Origin of the sequence: Pseudomonas sp. GM79 (genome assembly GCF_000282495.1) — a bacterium.
In the GTDB taxonomy this organism is placed as follows: Bacteria; Pseudomonadota; Gammaproteobacteria; order Pseudomonadales; family Pseudomonadaceae; genus Aquipseudomonas.
In genome coordinates, this window is record NZ_AKJE01000086.1 from 23,408 (window position 1) to 39,792 (window position 16,385).

16 protein-coding genes are annotated in these 16,385 nt (G+C 60.1%); 12 read left to right on the plus strand and 4 right to left on the minus strand.

The features are described from left to right. Positions 1–52: 52 nt before the first annotated feature. The gene (gene gloB, locus PMI36_RS07020) at positions 53–820 is read right to left on the minus strand and encodes a hydroxyacylglutathione hydrolase (protein ID WP_008074389.1); all 768 of its coding nucleotides are present in this window, start codon (positions 818–820) and stop codon (positions 53–55) included. Positions 821–885: 65 nt separating this feature from the next. On the opposite strand from gloB, the gene PMI36_RS07015 reads away from it, so the two are divergent. The 5 genes from PMI36_RS07015 (at position 886) to PMI36_RS06995 (ending at position 6,342) form a co-directional block, all read left to right on the plus strand. Beyond that, the gene (locus tag PMI36_RS07015) at positions 886–1,644 is read left to right on the plus strand and encodes a methyltransferase domain-containing protein (RefSeq protein ID WP_008074391.1); all 759 of its coding nucleotides are present in this window, start codon (positions 886–888) and stop codon (positions 1,642–1,644) included. 92 nt (positions 1,645–1,736) lie between these two features. Continuing rightward, the gene (gene rnhA, locus PMI36_RS07010; protein ID WP_003180633.1) at positions 1,737–2,189 is read left to right on the plus strand and encodes a ribonuclease HI; all 453 of its coding nucleotides are present in this window, start codon (positions 1,737–1,739) and stop codon (positions 2,187–2,189) included. Positions 2,190–2,480: 291 nt separating this feature from the next. Beyond that, on the plus strand, positions 2,481–3,239 hold the full coding sequence (gene dnaQ, locus PMI36_RS07005; RefSeq protein WP_008074393.1) for a DNA polymerase III subunit epsilon: 759 nt from the start codon (positions 2,481–2,483) through the stop codon (positions 3,237–3,239). Between the two features lie 218 nt (positions 3,240–3,457). Then, positions 3,458–5,713 carry an Orn/Lys/Arg decarboxylase N-terminal domain-containing protein gene (locus PMI36_RS07000; protein ID WP_008074395.1) on the plus strand — a complete coding sequence of 752 codons (2,256 nt, stop codon included), beginning with the start codon at positions 3,458–3,460 and terminating at the stop codon, positions 5,711–5,713. Between the two features lie 14 nt (positions 5,714–5,727). Next, entirely contained in the window at positions 5,728–6,342 is a 615-nt protein-coding gene (locus PMI36_RS06995; RefSeq protein WP_008074397.1) for a GNAT family N-acetyltransferase, read from the plus strand. Here the strand turns inward: PMI36_RS06995 and PMI36_RS06990 are convergent. Together PMI36_RS06990 and PMI36_RS06985 are read right to left on the minus strand one after the other, a co-directional pair. Beyond that, a complete protein-coding gene (locus PMI36_RS06990) occupies positions 6,308–7,201 on the minus strand; it encodes a LysR substrate-binding domain-containing protein (RefSeq protein WP_008074399.1) in 894 nt (297 codons plus the stop codon). The two genes, PMI36_RS06995 and PMI36_RS06990, sit on opposite strands and share 35 nt — an antisense overlap. 88 nt (positions 7,202–7,289) lie before the next feature. Beyond that, positions 7,290–7,526: a hypothetical protein gene (locus PMI36_RS06985; RefSeq protein ID WP_008074401.1), complete on the minus strand. Its 237-nt coding sequence runs from the start codon at positions 7,524–7,526 to the stop codon at positions 7,290–7,292. 184 nt (positions 7,527–7,710) lie between these two features. Between PMI36_RS06985 and PMI36_RS06980 the strand changes: the two genes are divergently transcribed. Next, entirely contained in the window at positions 7,711–8,271 is a 561-nt protein-coding gene (locus PMI36_RS06980) for an NADPH-dependent FMN reductase (protein ID WP_008074403.1), read from the plus strand. A gap of 217 nt (positions 8,272–8,488) precedes the next feature. On the opposite strand, the gene PMI36_RS06975 is transcribed toward PMI36_RS06980, so the two are convergent. Further along, positions 8,489–9,439 (minus strand): DUF1853 family protein, encoded by a 951-nt coding sequence (locus tag PMI36_RS06975; protein ID WP_008074405.1) that lies wholly within the window; start codon positions 9,437–9,439, stop codon positions 8,489–8,491. 124 nt (positions 9,440–9,563) lie between these two features. Between PMI36_RS06975 and PMI36_RS06970 the strand changes: the two genes are divergently transcribed. The 6 genes from PMI36_RS06970 to pepN are packed head-to-tail and all read left to right on the plus strand — an operon-like array spanning position 9,564 to position 16,080. Beyond that, a complete protein-coding gene (locus PMI36_RS06970; RefSeq protein ID WP_007906781.1) occupies positions 9,564–10,454 on the plus strand; it encodes an NAD(+) kinase in 891 nt (296 codons plus the stop codon). Then, entirely contained in the window at positions 10,451–11,425 is a 975-nt protein-coding gene (locus tag PMI36_RS06965) for a metallophosphoesterase (protein WP_177319501.1), read from the plus strand. The genes PMI36_RS06970 and PMI36_RS06965 overlap by 4 nt, the downstream gene beginning before the upstream one ends. Further along, on the plus strand, positions 11,422–12,294 hold the full coding sequence (locus tag PMI36_RS06960) for a rhomboid family intramembrane serine protease (protein ID WP_008074409.1): 873 nt from the start codon (positions 11,422–11,424) through the stop codon (positions 12,292–12,294). The genes PMI36_RS06965 and PMI36_RS06960 overlap by 4 nt, the downstream gene beginning before the upstream one ends. Before the next feature lie 30 nt (positions 12,295–12,324). Next, entirely contained in the window at positions 12,325–12,585 is a 261-nt protein-coding gene (locus PMI36_RS06955) for a YeaC family protein (protein ID WP_008074411.1), read from the plus strand. Continuing rightward, positions 12,582–13,412, plus strand: a complete 831-nt coding sequence (locus tag PMI36_RS06950; protein WP_008074413.1) for a DUF2797 domain-containing protein — start codon at positions 12,582–12,584, stop codon at positions 13,410–13,412. The genes PMI36_RS06955 and PMI36_RS06950 overlap by 4 nt, the downstream gene beginning before the upstream one ends. 10 nt (positions 13,413–13,422) lie before the next feature. Then, entirely contained in the window at positions 13,423–16,080 is a 2,658-nt protein-coding gene (gene pepN, locus PMI36_RS06945) for an aminopeptidase N (RefSeq protein ID WP_008074414.1), read from the plus strand. Positions 16,081–16,385: the final 305 nt, after the last annotated feature.

The window sequence follows — 16,385 nt, forward strand, 5'->3', positions numbered from 1 at the left end:
CGTACCCCCTGCGGTCAACCATTCAGAATTTTTGTACCAACGTGATGGCTACTTAGAACTTATCTTTCCAAGCACGTAGAGCAGCAAAAACCGCACTCGGAGCCCGGTTATGGGTTCCATTCCGTTCGTCCACTTTTTCTTTAACGGATGTTTCGTCAACACGCAAAAACGGGTTGGTAAGCTTTTCAAGCGCCAGAGTAGAGGGCAGCGTCATGAGTCCGGCTTCACGTTGTGCGGTGACTTTTTCCAGACGTGCGGCGGTGTCCGGATTGCCCGGTTCGACCGCAGCAGCAAACTTCAGGTTGCTCAAGGTGTATTCGTGAGTGCAGTACACCAGCGTGTCTTCGGGCAGCGCCGCGAGGCGGCTCAGCGAGTGATGCATTTGCTCCGGCGTGCCTTCGAACAGGCGTCCGCAACCAGCGGCGAACAGGGTGTCGCCGCAAAACAAATGGCCCTGGTGATAAAAGGCGATGTGTCCGAGGGTATGCCCCGGCACCTGGATGACATCGAAGTCCCAGCCCAGCACGCTGATGCGGTCATTGTCCTTGAGCGCCACGTCCCGCGCCGGGATGCTTTCACTGGCCGGGCCATAGACTGTCGCGTCTGTCGCTTTTTTCAGCCGCTCGACGCCGCCGACATGGTCATGATGGTGATGAGTGATCAAAATATCGCTTAACACCCAACCCGGGTGCGCGGCGAGCCAGGCTTGTACTGGCGCGGCATCGCCCGGATCGACCACGGCGCAGCGCTGGGTGCTGTGGTCTTGTAACAACCAGATGTAGTTGTCGGTAAAGGCGGGCAGGGCACTGATCTGTATCATCGTCGGATTCGCCAAGCGGAAAACATTGGCGCATCTTAGAACTTCCTGGCGCGTTGGAGAATGCAATGACCGATAAAGCGTTCGCTCAGGCCGATCCTGAGTGGCTGACATTGATCAGCGCGGCCCGTGAATGGCTGTCCGGCCCCATCGGGCAATTTCTGCTGGACGAAGAACGACGCATGCTCGAAGACGAGTTGGGGCGCTTCTTCGGCGGCTACCTGGTGCATTACGGCCCCTCGGCGCAGACACCGCCGTCGGCGCCGCAGGTCCAGCGCAATGTGCGGCTCGGTGCGCCGTTGCCGGGGGTCGAGATTGTTTGCGAAGAGCAGGCCTGGCCTTTGAGCGAGCACGCCGCTGATGTGGTGGTGTTGCAGCATGGGCTGGATTTCTGCCTGTCGCCCCACGGTTTGCTGCGCGAAGCGGCGAGCAGTGTCCGGCCCGGCGGGCATCTGCTGATTGTCGGGATCAACCCCTGGAGCAGCTGGGGGCTGCGTCATGTGTTCGCCCATGACGCCTTGCGCAAAGCCCGCTGTATTTCGCCATCGCGAGTCGCCGACTGGCTGAACTTGCTGGGCTTCGCGCTGGAGAAACGCCGCTTCGGGTGCTATCGTCCGCCGCTTGCGTCGCCTGCCTGGCAAGCCCGTCTGGCCGGTTGGGAGCGCAAGGCCGGTGACTGGCAATTGTCCGGTGGTGGCTTCTATTTATTGGTCGCGCGCAAGATCGTGGTAGGCCTGCGGCCGGTGCGCCAGGAACGGCGCGAACCGATGGGCAAGTTGATTCCGTTGCCGATGGCCAAGGTCAACCGTCGCCACCTCGAACCGTAATACACATTTTATTTTCCCGGCCGGGTTCGCCCCGGCCTCGGGCATCGTCGGTCACCGATCGGCGAGCCACCGCATTTTCTGGATAGATTGGCATGAGCGATAGCGTAGAACTCTTCACCGATGGCGCCTGTAAGGGCAACCCTGGCCCGGGCGGCTGGGGTGCATTGCTGGTGTGCAAGGGCGTTGAAAAAGAACTCTGGGGCGGCGAAGCCAACACCACCAACAACCGTATGGAGTTGATGGGCGCGATCCGTGGCCTGGAAGAGCTCAAGCGCTCCTGCGACGTACTGCTGGTGACCGACTCCCAGTACGTGATGAAAGGCATCAACGAGTGGATGGCCAACTGGAAGAAACGCGGCTGGAAAACCGCAGCCAAGGAACCGGTAAAAAACGCCGATCTGTGGAAACTGCTCGACGAGCAGGTCAACCGCCACAACGTCACCTGGAAATGGGTGCGCGGGCACATCGGCCATCACGGCAACGAACGGGCCGACCAACTGGCCAACCGTGGCGTTGATGAAGTGCGTGGGTACAAGCAGGCTTGATTTCGGTTCTACCGATGCACCGCGTCATCGTTCTTCGCGAGCAAGCCCGCTCCCACATTCGACCGAGTTCTCTCAGGGGAATGCGATCAAATGTGGGAGCGGGCTTGCTCGCGAAGGCCACGACTCGGTGTTCCTGCCAGGGCGCATCGCGGGCAAACCCGGCCCCTCAAGAAATCACAGCATCAAAATCGCGGCGGCCAGTTGCTGGTCCGAATACCGGTCGTTGACGATCTCGCGAGCGTGTTAACATCGCCGCTTTTGCACGATTGACCCGTTGAGAGCTGAGCACTGATGGCCACCAGATCCGTTGTACTCGATACCGAAACCACCGGCATGCCGGTGACCGACGGCCACCGGATTATCGAAATCGGTTGTGTCGAGTTGATCGGTCGGCGCCTGACCGGCCGGCATTTCCACGTTTACCTGCAACCAGATCGCGAGAGTGACGAAGGCGCCATCGGTGTCCACGGCATCACTAATGAATTCCTGGTGGGCAAGCCGCGTTTCACCGAAGTGGCCGATGAGTTCTTCGAGTTCATCAAGGGTGCGCAGCTGATCATCCATAACGCGGCGTTCGACGTTGGCTTCATCAACAACGAATTCGCCCTGATGGGCCATCACGACCGCGCGGACATCACGCAACACTGCTCGATCCTCGACACCCTGATGATGGCCCGGGAGCGTCACCCCGGGCAGCGCAACAGCCTCGACGCCTTGTGCAAACGCTATGGCGTCGACAACTCTGGCCGTGAGCTGCACGGCGCCTTGCTCGACTCCGAGATTCTCGCCGACGTTTACCTGACCATGACCGGCGGCCAGACCAGCCTGTCGCTGGCCGGTAACGCGTCCGATGGCAATGGTTCAGGTGAAGGCGCGGATAACTCCGCCACCGAAATCCGTCGCCTGCCGGCCGATCGTCAGCCGATCCGGATCATCCGTGCGAGTGAAGAAGATCTGGCCCAGCACGTTGCGCGCCTTGAAGCCATCGCAAAATCCGCTGGTGCTCCGTCGCTTTGGCAGCAACTGGCCGAGGCCAAGGCTCAGGCCTGAAAAGATCGCAGCCTTCGGCAGCGCCTACGCCAACCGTGTCGGCCATCAAATCAACGGTGGCCCCGATCCTGTAGGAGCTGCCGCAGGCTGCGATCTTTTGATCTTCACAACGCACCCAGTGCCCCACTTCAGGGCATCCCCCTCGCCACATGCGCTCCAACCCTCTACCCTGAGGTTATTGGCAGGCCACGGTCTGCCGCCTCAGGACACCGAGCCCCATGTATAAAGATTTGAAATTCCCGGTCCTGATCGTCCACCGCGACATCAAGGCCGATACCGTTGCCGGTGATCGTGTGCGTGGCATCGCCCGGGAGCTTGAGCAGGAAGGCTTCAGCATCGTCTCGGCGGTCGATTACAACGAAGGGCGTCTGGTCGCCTCGACTCATCACGGCCTCTCTTGCATGTTGATTGCCGCCGAAGACGCCAGCACCCATGCTCATCTTCTGCATAACATGGCGGAGCTGATCCGCCTGGCACGGGTTCGGGCGCCGGACCTGCCGATCTTTGCCTTGGGCGAACAGGTGACCCTGGAAAATGCCCCGGCTGACGCCATGGCCGAGCTCAATCAACTGCGCGGCATTCTTTATTTGTTCGAAGACACCGTACCCTTCCTTGCCCGGCAAGTCGCCCGCGCGGCGCGCAAATATCTGGACGGTCTGTTGCCGCCGTTCTTCAAGGCGCTGGTACAGCACACCGCCGATTCCAATTATTCCTGGCATACCCCCGGCCATGGCGGCGGCGTGGCGTATCACAAGAGCCCGGTGGGGCAGGCGTTTCATCAGTTTTTCGGGGAAAATACGCTGCGTTCGGATTTGTCGGTGTCGGTACCGGAACTCGGTTCGCTGCTCGATCACACCGGCCCGCTGGCCGAAGCGGAAGCGAGAGCCGCGCGTAATTTCGGCGCCGACCACACCTTTTTCGTGATCAATGGCACCTCGACCGCCAACAAGATCGTCTGGCATTCCATGGTGGCCCGCGATGACCTGGTGCTGGTGGATCGCAACTGCCACAAGTCGGTGCTGCATTCGATCATCATGACCGGCGCGATCCCGCTGTACCTGTGCCCGGAACGCAATGAACTGGGAATTATCGGCCCGATTCCGTTGAGCGAATTCAGCCGTGAGTCGATCCAGGCCAAGATCGACGCCAGCCCGCTGACCAAGGGCCGCGAACCCAAGGTCAAGTTGGCGGTGGTGACCAATTCGACTTACGACGGCCTCTGTTACAACGCCGAGCTGATCAAGCAGAGCCTGGGCAACAGCGTCGAGGTGCTGCATTTCGACGAGGCCTGGTACGCCTACGCGGCGTTTCACGAGTTCTTCGCCGGTCGTTACGGCATGGGCACCTCTCGCAGTGAAGACAGCCCGCTGGTGTTCACTACGCACTCCACGCACAAATTGCTGGCGGCGTTCAGTCAGGCGTCGATGATTCACGTTCAGGACGGCGGTGCGCGGCAGCTCGACCGCGACCGTTTCAACGAAGCGTTCATGATGCACATCTCGACCTCGCCGCAGTACAGCATCATTGCTTCGCTGGACGTGGCCTCGGCGATGATGGAAGGGCCGGCTGGCCGTTCGCTGTTGCAGGAAATGTTCGACGAGGCCCTGAGTTTTCGCCGGGCCCTGGCCAATCTGCGCCAACACATCGCCGCCGATGACTGGTGGTTTTCCATCTGGCAACCACCCTCGGCCGAAGGTATCGAACAGGTAGTCACCGAAGACTGGTTGCTGCAACCCGACGCCGATTGGCATGGCTTTGGCGGCGTAACCGATGATTACGTACTGCTCGATCCGATCAAGGTCACGCTGGTGATGCCGGGTTTGACGGCGGGCGGTGCCCTGAGCGCGCGGGGGATTCCGGCGGCGGTGGTCAGCAAATTCCTCTGGGAACGCGGGCTGGTCGTGGAAAAGACCGGGCTGTATTCGTTCCTGGTGCTGTTCTCCATGGGCATCACCAAGGGCAAATGGAGCACGCTGCTGACCGAGTTGCTGGAGTTCAAGCGCAGTTACGACGCCAATGTCAGCCTGGCCACCTGCCTGCCGTGCGTGGCGCAACACAATGTTGCCCGTTACCAAGGCATGGGTTTGCGCGATCTGTGTGATCAATTGCACGCCTGTTATCGCAGCAATGCCACGGCCAAACACCTCAAACGCATGTACACCGTACTGCCGGAAGTCGCGATGAAGCCGGCGGACGCCTATGATCAATTGGTACGCGGGGAGGTTGAGGCTGTTTCGATCGATGCTCTGGACGGGCGGATCGCAGCGGTGATGCTGGTGCCCTACCCGCCGGGGATCCCGTTGATCATGCCCGGCGAGCGGTTCACCGAGTCGACCCGTTCGATCATCGATTACCTGAAGTTTGCCCGTACGTTCGACAGTAGCTTCCCCGGATTTGTCGCCGATGTGCATGGCTTGCAACACGAAGACGAGGGCAATGGACGGCATTACACCGTCGATTGCATCAAGGAATGAGGACCTTTGCGACTATGCAACCCGTCATGAATCCCAAATACCCGGGCCTCTCGGTGCGTGTCGCCGATGAGGGGTTTGCGGCTTATATCTGGGGCAGTGATTTCAGTTTTGAAGTCGCCGCCTATGGTGCCGCGCAAATCGGCAAGCCGGTGGCGCAGTGGCCGGTGACGCCAATCACCCCGTATCGCAAGTGTTACGGCATCGATCCCGAGGAATTCAGCAGTTTTCGCGATGCCGCTGACAGCGCGATTTTCATGGCCTATCTGGATGACGAGCCAGTGGGGCATTTAGTGGTCAGCACCAACTGGAACGGCTTCGCCCATATCGATGAATTGGCGGTGCATGCGCCGGCGCGCCGTCATGGCGTGGCCAAGGCGTTGCTGGATGTGGCGCAGTTCTGGAGTCGCAAGAAAAAACTGCCGGGCATCATGCTGGAAACCCAGAACAACAACCTGGGCGCCTGTCGGCTTTATGAGCGCTGTGGCTATGTGGTCGGCGGAATCGATCACCTGCGCTACCGCGGAATCGATCCGAATACCGCTGAAATGGCGCTGTTCTGGTATCGATTATTCGATAATCCGCTGGAAAACCCGCTCAGCTCGCCAGCATCGCCACGGCTTGTTCCGTGATGATGTCCAGCAGCGCTTGAACGGCCGCAGAGGGCTCGGCGCTCTTCAGGCTCAAGGCATACACGCTGATCGGCACGGCAGGCGCCAGGGGGCAGGCATCGAGCCCGGCCGATTTGGCGCCGAGGGCGGTAAACGGGTCGACGATCGCCAGACCTTCACCGGCCTCGACCATGCTGCGCATCATCTGATGAGTCTGTACCCGTGTCTGAATGACCGGGGCAGGGCGTAGCGCATGCAGCTTATTGTCCAGTGCCGGGCTTAACGGATCGTGACCTTCCAGGCCAACCATCGACTGGCCAGCCAGGTCCTGCAGCGAAATGTACTTCTGTTTCGGTTGCAGCCAGCCATGGGGCGCCAGCAACTGGAGCTTGCCTTGAGCGATGACCTGGCAATGGATATCGGCGTGCTCCGGGTCATGCAGGCTCAGCCCCAGATCGCTTTCACGCAGCAGCAGGCTTCTGACAATCGCGCCGGTCGGCTGGCTCAGGAGGGTGCAAGGTGCGTCGGGGAGGCGTCGGCGCAGGGCCGCGATGCTGTGTGGCAACAGGTGTTGTGCCAACGGCGGGGTGCAGATGATGCGCAGGGGCGGGGCCAAATATTGCTTGAGGCTGCTGGCCAGTCGCTGGACCGGCTCGAGGGCTTCGTAGACGTGGGCGATCTCGACCTGCAACTCCCGTGCTTCGCGCGTGGCTTGCAGACGACCACGCACGCTGGCAAACAGCATGAAACCCAACTGATCCTCGGCATCACGCAGGGTGCGTTCAACCTCGGCCACTGGCAGCTGCAGCCATTCGGCGGCGGTGCCCAGGTGACCGGTCTGCAGGAGCGCCTGGATCACTTCGATATGACGTAAACGCATGCGTGAAGTCCATGTTCAGCAGGTGAGGGAGTCAGTGACTGAATCCTAACTCAAGTGCGCGCATATGACTTCTGCTCATAACAGCGGGTTATGAGGCCACGTGCGTTTCAGGTTCGCGAGTGAGGGTGACGCCCGATTGCACCAGCACAAATTCGTTGTCGTCAAGTTTGTTGAGCCGGTCGCCAATGGCCAGTTTATAGGTGGTGACAGGCACCGAGCCGGCGAGGCCGTCGTGTGACGGGGTGGATTCCTGGAACTCATGCACGGAATAAACGCGGCCTTCCGCGTCTCTTGCATGGAACTGACCGACGAGTACTGCTGCCATCTGCTTAGAACCTCTGGAGATAAATCACTCAATTTGCGGTTCTGTAGACCGTGGTTGGGCGAGGTAAGTTTTCCTACAGGAAAAAAATAGTCAGGGGCGGCGTTTTTCCGTCGCCCGCTGGTTGAATCGTCATTTGATCATCTATAACTAGAAGCTCTTCCCATCGGACAGTCGAGAATCTTCCATGAGCAACGTCTACGAGATCGCCGTTCTGGTCGGCAGCCTGAGAAAAGCATCGATCAACCGCAAGGTCGCGCTGGCGCTGGCCGAGCTGGCGCCTGCCAATCTGAAACTGAACATCGTCGAAATCGGCGATTTGCCGCTCTACAACGAAGACATCGATGGCGAATCACCGCCGGCAGCCTACAGCACTTTCCGACAACAAGTGAGTTCATCCGACGCGGTGCTGTTCGTGACCCCGGAATATAACCGTTCGGTACCGGCGCCATTGAAGAATGCGATCGACGTGGGGTCGCGCCCTTATGGCAAGAGCGCCTGGAACGGCAAGCCAGGTGCGGTGATCAGCGCTTCACCGGGCGCCGTCGGCGGATTTGGCGCCAACCACAATATTCGCCAGTCCATGGTGTTTCTCAATGTGCCGTGCATGCAGCAACCGGAAGCCTACCTGGGCGGCGCCGGTTCAGCGTTCGACGAGGCGGGCAAGTTGTCGGAGTCGGTCAGACCGTTTCTGCAAAAATTCATCGATGCGTATGCGCAATGGGTTGAGCAGCATAAGAAGCAGTGACCCGTTTACTTGGCGCTAACTAATTCTTCTGGCCTGCCACAATCCCTGTGGGAGCGGCGGTGCGACGATTCGACTTGCTCGCGAAGACGGCGGCACAGTCAACATTGATGGCGCCTGATATACCGCTTTCGCGAGCAAGCCCGCTCCCACAGGATCACACTAAACCCTGTGGGAGCGGGCTTGCCCGCGATAGGGCCCATCCATTCGCCACAAAAACTCAACCATTACCCGGCACATTCGGCCAAAGATCGGACACCAGAAACAGCCGCTCGGCTTCTTCCCAATCTCCTTCGCCATTCTCTGTCAGCCGCACCATCAATTGCGCCGGTGCCAGCGGGTCCAGATCGCTCAGCCACGCATCCAGCTGTTCAGTGTCCCAGGTCTGCTCTTGGGGATAGTGCGCCGGGGCCAGCCAGGCATGGCGGGGCAGGGGTTGCCAGCGGCCGAACGGGCGTTGCACGACAAAGTTCGCCCAGTCCTTCTGATGCAACCAGCTACCGCGCAAATGTTGAGGGTGGGCGCCGCTGGGTGATTCGGACTGTCCCGGCCACGGATAGAGCAGATAACCGCCCAGCCACAGATGTGCACTGAACTGCTGGATATCCAGCGACGCCAGCACTGCACGGCTTTCCGCCCGCGCGGAAATCGGTAATTGATGCTGGCTCAGGTGCTTGAGTTTACGGTCGAGCCGATCATGACAACCCGGTCCGAGCCACTGCGCGGCGTCATGGCCTTCACCGTTCTGCGGCCCAAGATAGAGCTTGATCGCCAGTTCCAGATGATGCACGCCATCGCGATCACGCAGCAGCATGTCCAGCTCACCCAGGGTGTGGCCTTCACGGCGGATCGGCATGTTGGCGGCAATCAGTTCGATACCCGGCGCATGCCGCACGGCGTATTGCCACAGCCGCTCGTAGTACAGGCCCAGTCGCCGGGTCCTGGCCTGGGCCAGCCAGTGCAGCAAGTCGTAGCTGTCGCGATCCAGTTGCCTGAGCCAGTGTTCCAGGCGCTCCGGTGCCTGCACCCAGTCGCTGCCCGCCAGCGGATGACGCTGCGGCCACGGGGTGACGCTGAGCATCGGCGGCGCGAGGATGACCCAAGCCAGGTCGCGCACTTCAGGGTGGCGCAACTGGTGAGGTAACTGGAGCAAATCTGGAAATAGGATCATCTTGCGAGCATAGCCCGAAACGCGAGCGCACCGTTGTGGCTGAAAGGGTTTTGTCTACGCCGCGCTTTCGCCCATAATCGTGTTTTTCGCCGTCGCAGGCCCTCCGCATCCTAATAGGAGCCCCATGGAGCAATTTCGTAATATCGGCATCATCGGTCGCCTGGGCAGTTCTCAGGTGCTGGATACCGTCCGCCGACTGAAACGGTTTCTGCTCGATCGTCACCTGCACGTGATCCTCGAAGACACCATCGCCGAAGTCCTGCCGGGTCATGGCCTGCAAACTTCGTCGCGCAAGATGCTCGGTGAAGTCTGTGACATGGTGATTGTGGTCGGTGGTGACGGCAGCCTGCTGGGTGCCGCCCGGGCGCTGGCCCGACACAATATTCCGGTGCTTGGCATCAACCGTGGCAGCCTGGGGTTCCTGACCGATATTCGCCCCGATGAGCTGGAAGTCAAAGTCGCCGAAGTGCTCGACGGCCACTATCTGGTGGAAAACCGCTTCCTGCTGCAAGCCGAAGTCCGGCGCCACGCCGAGGCCATCGGCCAGGGCGATGCGCTGAACGATGTGGTGCTGCACCCCGGCAAATCGACAAGGATGATCGAGTTCGAGTTGTACATCGATGGCCAGTTCGTCTGCAGCCAGAAGGCCGACGGTCTGATCGTCGCCACACCGACCGGTTCAACCGCCTACGCACTGTCGGCGGGCGGCCCGATCATGCATCCCAAGCTCGACGCTATTGTGATTGTGCCGATGTACCCCCATACCTTGTCAGGTAGACCGATCGTGGTCGATGGCAACAGTGAGCTGAAAATCGTCGTGTCCAAAGATATGCAGATTTACCCGCAAGTTTCCTGTGACGGGCAGAATCACTTCACCTGCGCGCCCGGTGACACCATCACCATCAGCAAGAAAGCGCAGAAACTGCGGCTGATTCACCCGCTGGACCACAACTACTATGAAGTCTGTCGGACCAAGCTCGGCTGGGGCAGCAAGTTGGGTGGTGGAGGCGACTGATGCTCGATCCCGCGCGTAGCTACGACCTGATCGGTGACGTGCACGGTTGCGCTCTGACCCTTGAGCACTTGCTCGACCGGCTCGGTTATCACAAACAGGCTGGCGTCTGGCGGCATCCGTCGCGCATGGCGGTGTTCCTCGGCGACATCATCGACCGCGGCCCGCGGATTCGCGAGGCGCTGCACATCGTCCACGACATGGTCGAGGCCGGGCAGGCGCTGTGCATCATGGGCAACCATGAATTCAACGCCCTCGGCTGGAGCACGCCGGCGCTGCCGGGCAGCGGCCAGCAGTTCGTGCGTGAACATACGCCGCGCCACGCGCGCCTGCTCAAGGAAACCCTGACCCAGTTCGAAGACCATCCCGCGGAATGGCACGACTTCCTGCAATGGTTCTATGAATTGCCTCTGTTCGTCGATGCCGGGCGTTTCCGGGTGGTGCATGCCTGTTGGGACGCCGGCCTGATCGAGCCTTTGCGCGGCCTGTTCCCCGACGGCTGCATCGATGAGCACTTCCTCCAGGCTTCCGCGGTGCCGGGCAGTTTTGCCTGCACCGTGTTCGATCGCCTGTTGCGCGGCACCGACATGCGCTTGCCCCACGGGTTGACCATGACCAGCGGCGACGGCCTGACGCGCTCGTTTTTCCGCACCAAGTTCTGGGAAGACGACCCGCAAACCTACGGAGACATCGTGTTCCAGCCCGACGCCTTGCCTGAACCGGTGGCCCGCACGCCGCTGTCGTCCAGCGAAAAAGACAACTTGCTGCGCTACGGCGTCGATGAGCCGCTGTTGTTCGTCGGCCACTACTGGCGCAGCGGCAAACCGGCGCCGATCCGCCCGAACCTGGCGTGCCTGGATTACAGTGCGGTGCTCTATGGCAAACTGGTCGCTTATCGTCTGGATCAGGAAACCCGTCTCGACCCGCATAAATTTGTCTGGGTCGATGTCGAGCGGCCGGAGGTGCTGCAATGACGGCGGTGGCGGTATTGCGTCTGCCTCTGGCGGTGGATTTGAGCGGGTTTGTCAAACTGCTGCAACGCATGCAAGTGCCCCACCGGGTCAGCGAAGAGGCGGGCGAGCAAGTGCTGTGGGTGCCGGCCAGCATCAGCGAAGACGTGCGCTCATTGTACGAACGCTTTCCGGCGGGTGACCCCGATCAGCAACTGGATATCCCGATCGCGCAGGCGCAGCCGCGTCCGGGCTTAGTCGAGCAGTTGCGTCACAGCAAGGCCACGGCGTTGGTGCTGTTGCTGACCCTGATCGTCGCCATGGTGACGCTGCTGGGCGATAACCTCGACACGATACGCTGGCTGACCTTCCTCGATTTCCGTGTGGTCGGCGAATACATCCATTTCACGCCATTGGCCGACAGCCTGGCGGCGGGGCAGTGGTGGCGTCTGGTGACGCCGATGTTGATCCACTTCGGCATCCTGCACCTGGCCATGAACGGCATGTGGTACTGGGAACTGGGGCGGCGCATCGAGTCGCGTCAGGGCAGCATCAACCTGATCGGCCTGACGCTGCTGTTCAGCCTGGTGTCCAACTATGTCCAGTTCCTTTTCAGCGGCCCGAGCCTGTTCGGCGGGTTGTCCGGCGTGCTGTACGGTTTGCTTGGGCATTGCTGGATCTTCCAGCTTCTGTCGCCGAACCCGGCGTATCGCCTGCCTCGAGGGGTGTTGGTGATGATGCTGGTGTGGTTGCTGGTGTGCCTGTCCGGGCTGGTCTCGATGATCGGTTTCGGCCAGATTGCCAATGCCGCTCACGTCAGCGGGTTACTCATCGGATGCTTCACCGGTTTGTTGGGCGGTTTGTACAACCGCCGTAAACTGACTTCCAAATAAGCTATGTGATTAAAGAGCGCGGAGCCCTTGATGTCCTCTTTCAACGAAATGATCAAAAACATTACCCCGGATATCTACCAGAGCCTGAAACTGGCGGTGGAAATCGGCAAATGGTCCGACGGTGGCAAACTCACCGCTGAGCAGCGCGAACTGTCCCTGCAAGCGATGATCGCCTGGGAAATCCAGAACCTGCCCGAGGAAGAACGCACCGGCTACATGGGCCCGCAGGAATGCGAGTCGAAGTCGATTGAAGTGCCAAACATTCTGTTCAAATCGGATGCTGTCCATTGATCGAGATTGGCCGCGGTGCAATCAGCAAAATGTCGGCGCGCCTTGACGGGCCGAACGTTCAGTACGCTTTTCGTCTGGGCGACGCCGAGGTACCGGTCAACCCGTTGATCGGCACCACGGTGCGCCTGGAATACCTGGGAGCGATCCACTGCACCCATTGCGGACGCAAGACCAAAACCAGTTTCAGCCAGGGTTACTGCTACCCGTGCATGACCAAATTGGCCCAATGCGACATTTGCATCATGAGCCCGGAGCGTTGCCACTACGACGCCGGCACCTGCCGTGAGCCTGCGTGGGGCGAAAAATTCTGCATGACTGATCATGTGGTTTACCTGGCCAACTCGTCAGGGATCAAGGTCGGGATTACCCGCGCCACCCAGCTGCCAACCCGTTGGCTCGATCAGGGCGCCAGCCAGGCCTTGCCGATCATGCGTGTCGCGACCCGTCAGCAGTCCGGTTTCGTCGAAGACCTGTTCCGCAGTCAGGTAGCCGACAAGACCAACTGGCGTGCTTTACTCAAGGGCGATGCGGTATCGGTGGATCTGGCGCAGGTTCGCGATCAGCTGTTTGAAAGTTGTGCGCAAGGTTTGCAAGGTTTGCAGGAACGATTTGGCCTGCAAGCAATCCAGACCATTACCGATGTCGAACCGCTCGAGATCCGCTACCCGGTCGAGCAATACCCGGCCAAGATTGTCAGCTTCAACCTGGACAAGAACCCGATTGCCGAAGGCACGCTGCTGGGGATCAAGGGCCAGTACCTGATTTTCGACACCGGCGTGATCAATATTCGTAAATACACGGCCTACCAGCTCGCCGTGCATCAGTAAGGATTCCAGCATGCGCACCGAACAACCGAAGATGATCTACCTGAAGGACTATCAGGCGCCCGAGTACCTGATCGACGAGACGCACCTGACCTTCGAGTTGTTCGAGGACCACAGCCTGGTCCATGCGCAACTGGTGATGCGCCGCAATCCTGAACGTGGCCCGGGCCTGCCGCCGTTGGTGCTGGATGGTCAGCAACTCGATCTGTTGTCGGTGACGTTGGCCGATCGCGAACTCAGCGCTGCCGACTATCAGCTGACCGAGAATCACCTGACCCTGCACCCGGCCAGTACAAGCTTCACGGTCGACACCAGCGTCAGGATCCACCCGGAAACCAACACCGCCCTGGAAGGCTTGTACAAATCCGGCACGATGTTCTGCACCCAGTGTGAAGCCGAAGGTTTCCGCAAAATCACTTATTACCTCGACCGCCCGGACGTGATGAGCACGTTCACTACCACGGTGGTCGCCGAGCAGCACAGCTATCCGGTGCTGCTGTCCAACGGCAACCCGATTGCCTCGGGCCCTGGCGAAGACGGCCGGCACTGGGCGACCTGGGAAGACCCGTTCAAGAAACCGGCGTACCTGTTCGCGCTGGTGGCCGGTGACCTGTGGTGCGTCGAAGACACCTTCACCACCATGACCGAGCGCTCCGTGGCGCTGCGCATCTATGTCGAGCCGGAAAACATCGACAAGTGCCAGCACGCGATGAACAGCCTGAAGAAGTCCATGCGCTGGGACGAAGAGGTTTACGGTCGAGAGTACGACCTGGACATCTTCATGATCGTCGCAGTCAACGACTTCAACATGGGCGCCATGGAAAACAAGGGCCTCAACATCTTCAACTCCAGCGCCGTGCTGGCCCGCGCCGAAACCGCTACCGACGCCGCGCACCAGCGTGTAGAAGCGATCGTTGCCCACGAATACTTCCACAACTGGTCGGGCAACCGTGTGACCTGCCGCGACTGGTTCCAGCTGTCGCTCAAGGAAGGCTTCACCGTGTTCCGGGATTCGGAGTTCTCCGCCGACATGAACTCGGCCACGGTCAAACGCATCCAGGACGTGGCGTACCTGCGCACTCACCAGTTCGCCGAAGACGCCGGTCCGATGGCCCACGCCGTGCGCCCGGACAGCTTCATCGAGATTTCCAACTTCTACACCCTGACCGTGTACGAAAAGGGTTCGGAAGTGGTCGGCATGATCCACACCTTGCTGGGCGCCGACGGTTTCCGCAAAGGCAGCGACCTGTACTTCGAACGCCATGACGGCCAGGCCGTGACCTGCGACGACTTCATCAAGGCCATGGAAGATGCCAACGGTGTCGACCTGACCCAGTTCAAACGCTGGTACAGCCAGGCCGGCACGCCTCGTTTGGCGGTGAGCGAGTCCTACGACGCCGCGGCAAAAACCTACAGCCTGACCTTCCGTCAGAGCTGCCCGGAAACCCCGGACAAGGTGGAAAAGCTGCCATTCGTGATTCCGGTGGAACTGGGCCTGCTGGACAGCAAGGGCGGCGAAATTGCCCTGCGTCTTGCCGGTGAAACCAGTGCTCAAGGCACTTCGCGGGTTATTTCGGTGACTGAAGCCGAGCAGACCTTCACCTTCATCGACATTGCGCAAAAGCCGCTGCCTTCGTTGCTGCGCGGCTTCTCGGCGCCGGTGAAACTGAGCTTCCCGTACGACCGCGATCAGTTGATGTTCCTGATGCAGCACGACAGCGACGGCTTCAACCGCTGGGATGCCGGCCAGCAATTGTCGGTGCAGGTGCTGCAAGAGTTGATCGAACAGCAACAGAAGGGTGAAGCGCTGGTGCTGGATCAGCGTCTGGTTTCAGCACTGCGTACCGTGCTGTCCGATGAGACGCTGGATCAGGCGATGGTCGCCGAAATGCTCTCGTTGCCGGGCGAGGCGTATCTGACCGAGATCAGTGAAGTGGCTGACGTAGACGCCATTCACACGGCCCGCGAGTTTGCCCGCAAGCAATTGGCTGAAGGCTTGTTCGAGGCATTGTGGCTGCGTTATCAAGCCAATCGCGATCTCTCGAAGAAAACGCCGTATGTGGCCGAGGCTGAGCATTTCGCCCGCCGCGCGCTGCAAAACATTGCGCTGTCGTACCTGATGCTCAGCGGCAAGCCGGAAGTGTTGGCGGCAACCCTCGAACAGTTCGACACCAGCGACAACATGACCGAACGTCTGACGGCGTTGGCGGTGTTGGTCAACTCGCCGTTCGAAGAGCAGAAAGCCACGGCGCTGGCGACCTTCGCCGAACACTTCAAGGACAATCCGCTGGTCATGGATCAGTGGTTCAGCGTTCAGGCCGGCAGCCCATTGCCAGGCGGTCTGGAGCGGGTCAAAGCCTTGATGCAACATCCGGCGTTCACCATCAAGAACCCGAACAAGGTGCGGGCACTGATCGGCGCGTTTGCCGGGCAGAACCTGATCAACTTCCACGCAGCCGACGGTTCCGGGTATCGGTTCCTGGCGGATCTGGTGATCGAGTTGAACGGGTTTAACCCGCAGATCGCCTCTCGCCAACTGGCGCCGCTGACTCGGTGGCGCAAATACGACGACGCTCGTCAGGCGTTGATGAAAGGTGAGCTGGAGCGGATTCGCGCTTCGGGGCAACTGTCCAGCGATGTGTTTGAAGTGGTCAGCAAAAGCCTGGCCTGAGTTTGGCTTCGCTCCCGCAGAGTTCATTCGGACCTCTGTGGGAGCGGGCTTGCTCGCGAAGGCGGCCTGATAGGCGACCTGTTTCTTACAGATTTACACCGATCAAATTGTAGGAGCTGGCTTGCCTGCGATGGCGGCCTGATAGCCGACCGGGATTTTTGATGGTGTACATATCCGTTTCTGCGGTAGCGCCGGCTGGCGGTTTCGCTCTTACAGCGAGTCACTTTCGAAAAGCGCGAAAGTAACCAAAGCGCTCTTGCCCCGCCATTCGGTGCCTCGCTTGGGCTCGGCATGCCCTCACTCCG

Bases quoted from the DNA above. Each gene is read 5' to 3' on its own strand.
- PMI36_RS06970 (WP_007906781.1), top strand. From the start codon at position 9,564: ATGGAGCAATTTCGTAATATCGGCATCATCGGTCGCCTGGGCAGTTCT.
- PMI36_RS06955 (WP_008074411.1), top strand. From the start codon at position 12,325: ATGTCCTCTTTCAACGAAATGATCAAAAACATTACCCCGGATATCTAC.
- PMI36_RS06995 (WP_008074397.1), top strand. From the start codon at position 5,728: ATGCAACCCGTCATGAATCCCAAATACCCGGGCCTCTCGGTGCGTGTC.
- gloB (WP_008074389.1), bottom strand. From the start codon at position 820: ATGATACAGATCAGTGCCCTGCCCGCCTTTACCGACAACTACATCTGG.
- PMI36_RS07015 (WP_008074391.1), top strand. From the start codon at position 886: ATGACCGATAAAGCGTTCGCTCAGGCCGATCCTGAGTGGCTGACATTG.
- PMI36_RS06990 (WP_008074399.1), bottom strand. From the start codon at position 7,201: ATGCGTTTACGTCATATCGAAGTGATCCAGGCGCTCCTGCAGACCGGT.
- PMI36_RS06980 (WP_008074403.1), top strand. From the start codon at position 7,711: ATGAGCAACGTCTACGAGATCGCCGTTCTGGTCGGCAGCCTGAGAAAA.
- PMI36_RS07000 (WP_008074395.1), top strand. From the start codon at position 3,458: ATGTATAAAGATTTGAAATTCCCGGTCCTGATCGTCCACCGCGACATC.
- dnaQ (WP_008074393.1), top strand. From the start codon at position 2,481: ATGGCCACCAGATCCGTTGTACTCGATACCGAAACCACCGGCATGCCG.
- PMI36_RS06960 (WP_008074409.1), top strand. From the start codon at position 11,422: ATGACGGCGGTGGCGGTATTGCGTCTGCCTCTGGCGGTGGATTTGAGC.
- PMI36_RS06985 (WP_008074401.1), bottom strand. From the start codon at position 7,526: ATGGCAGCAGTACTCGTCGGTCAGTTCCATGCAAGAGACGCGGAAGGC.
- pepN (WP_008074414.1), top strand. From the start codon at position 13,423: ATGCGCACCGAACAACCGAAGATGATCTACCTGAAGGACTATCAGGCG.
- PMI36_RS06975 (WP_008074405.1), bottom strand. From the start codon at position 9,439: ATGATCCTATTTCCAGATTTGCTCCAGTTACCTCACCAGTTGCGCCAC.
- rnhA (WP_003180633.1), top strand. From the start codon at position 1,737: ATGAGCGATAGCGTAGAACTCTTCACCGATGGCGCCTGTAAGGGCAAC.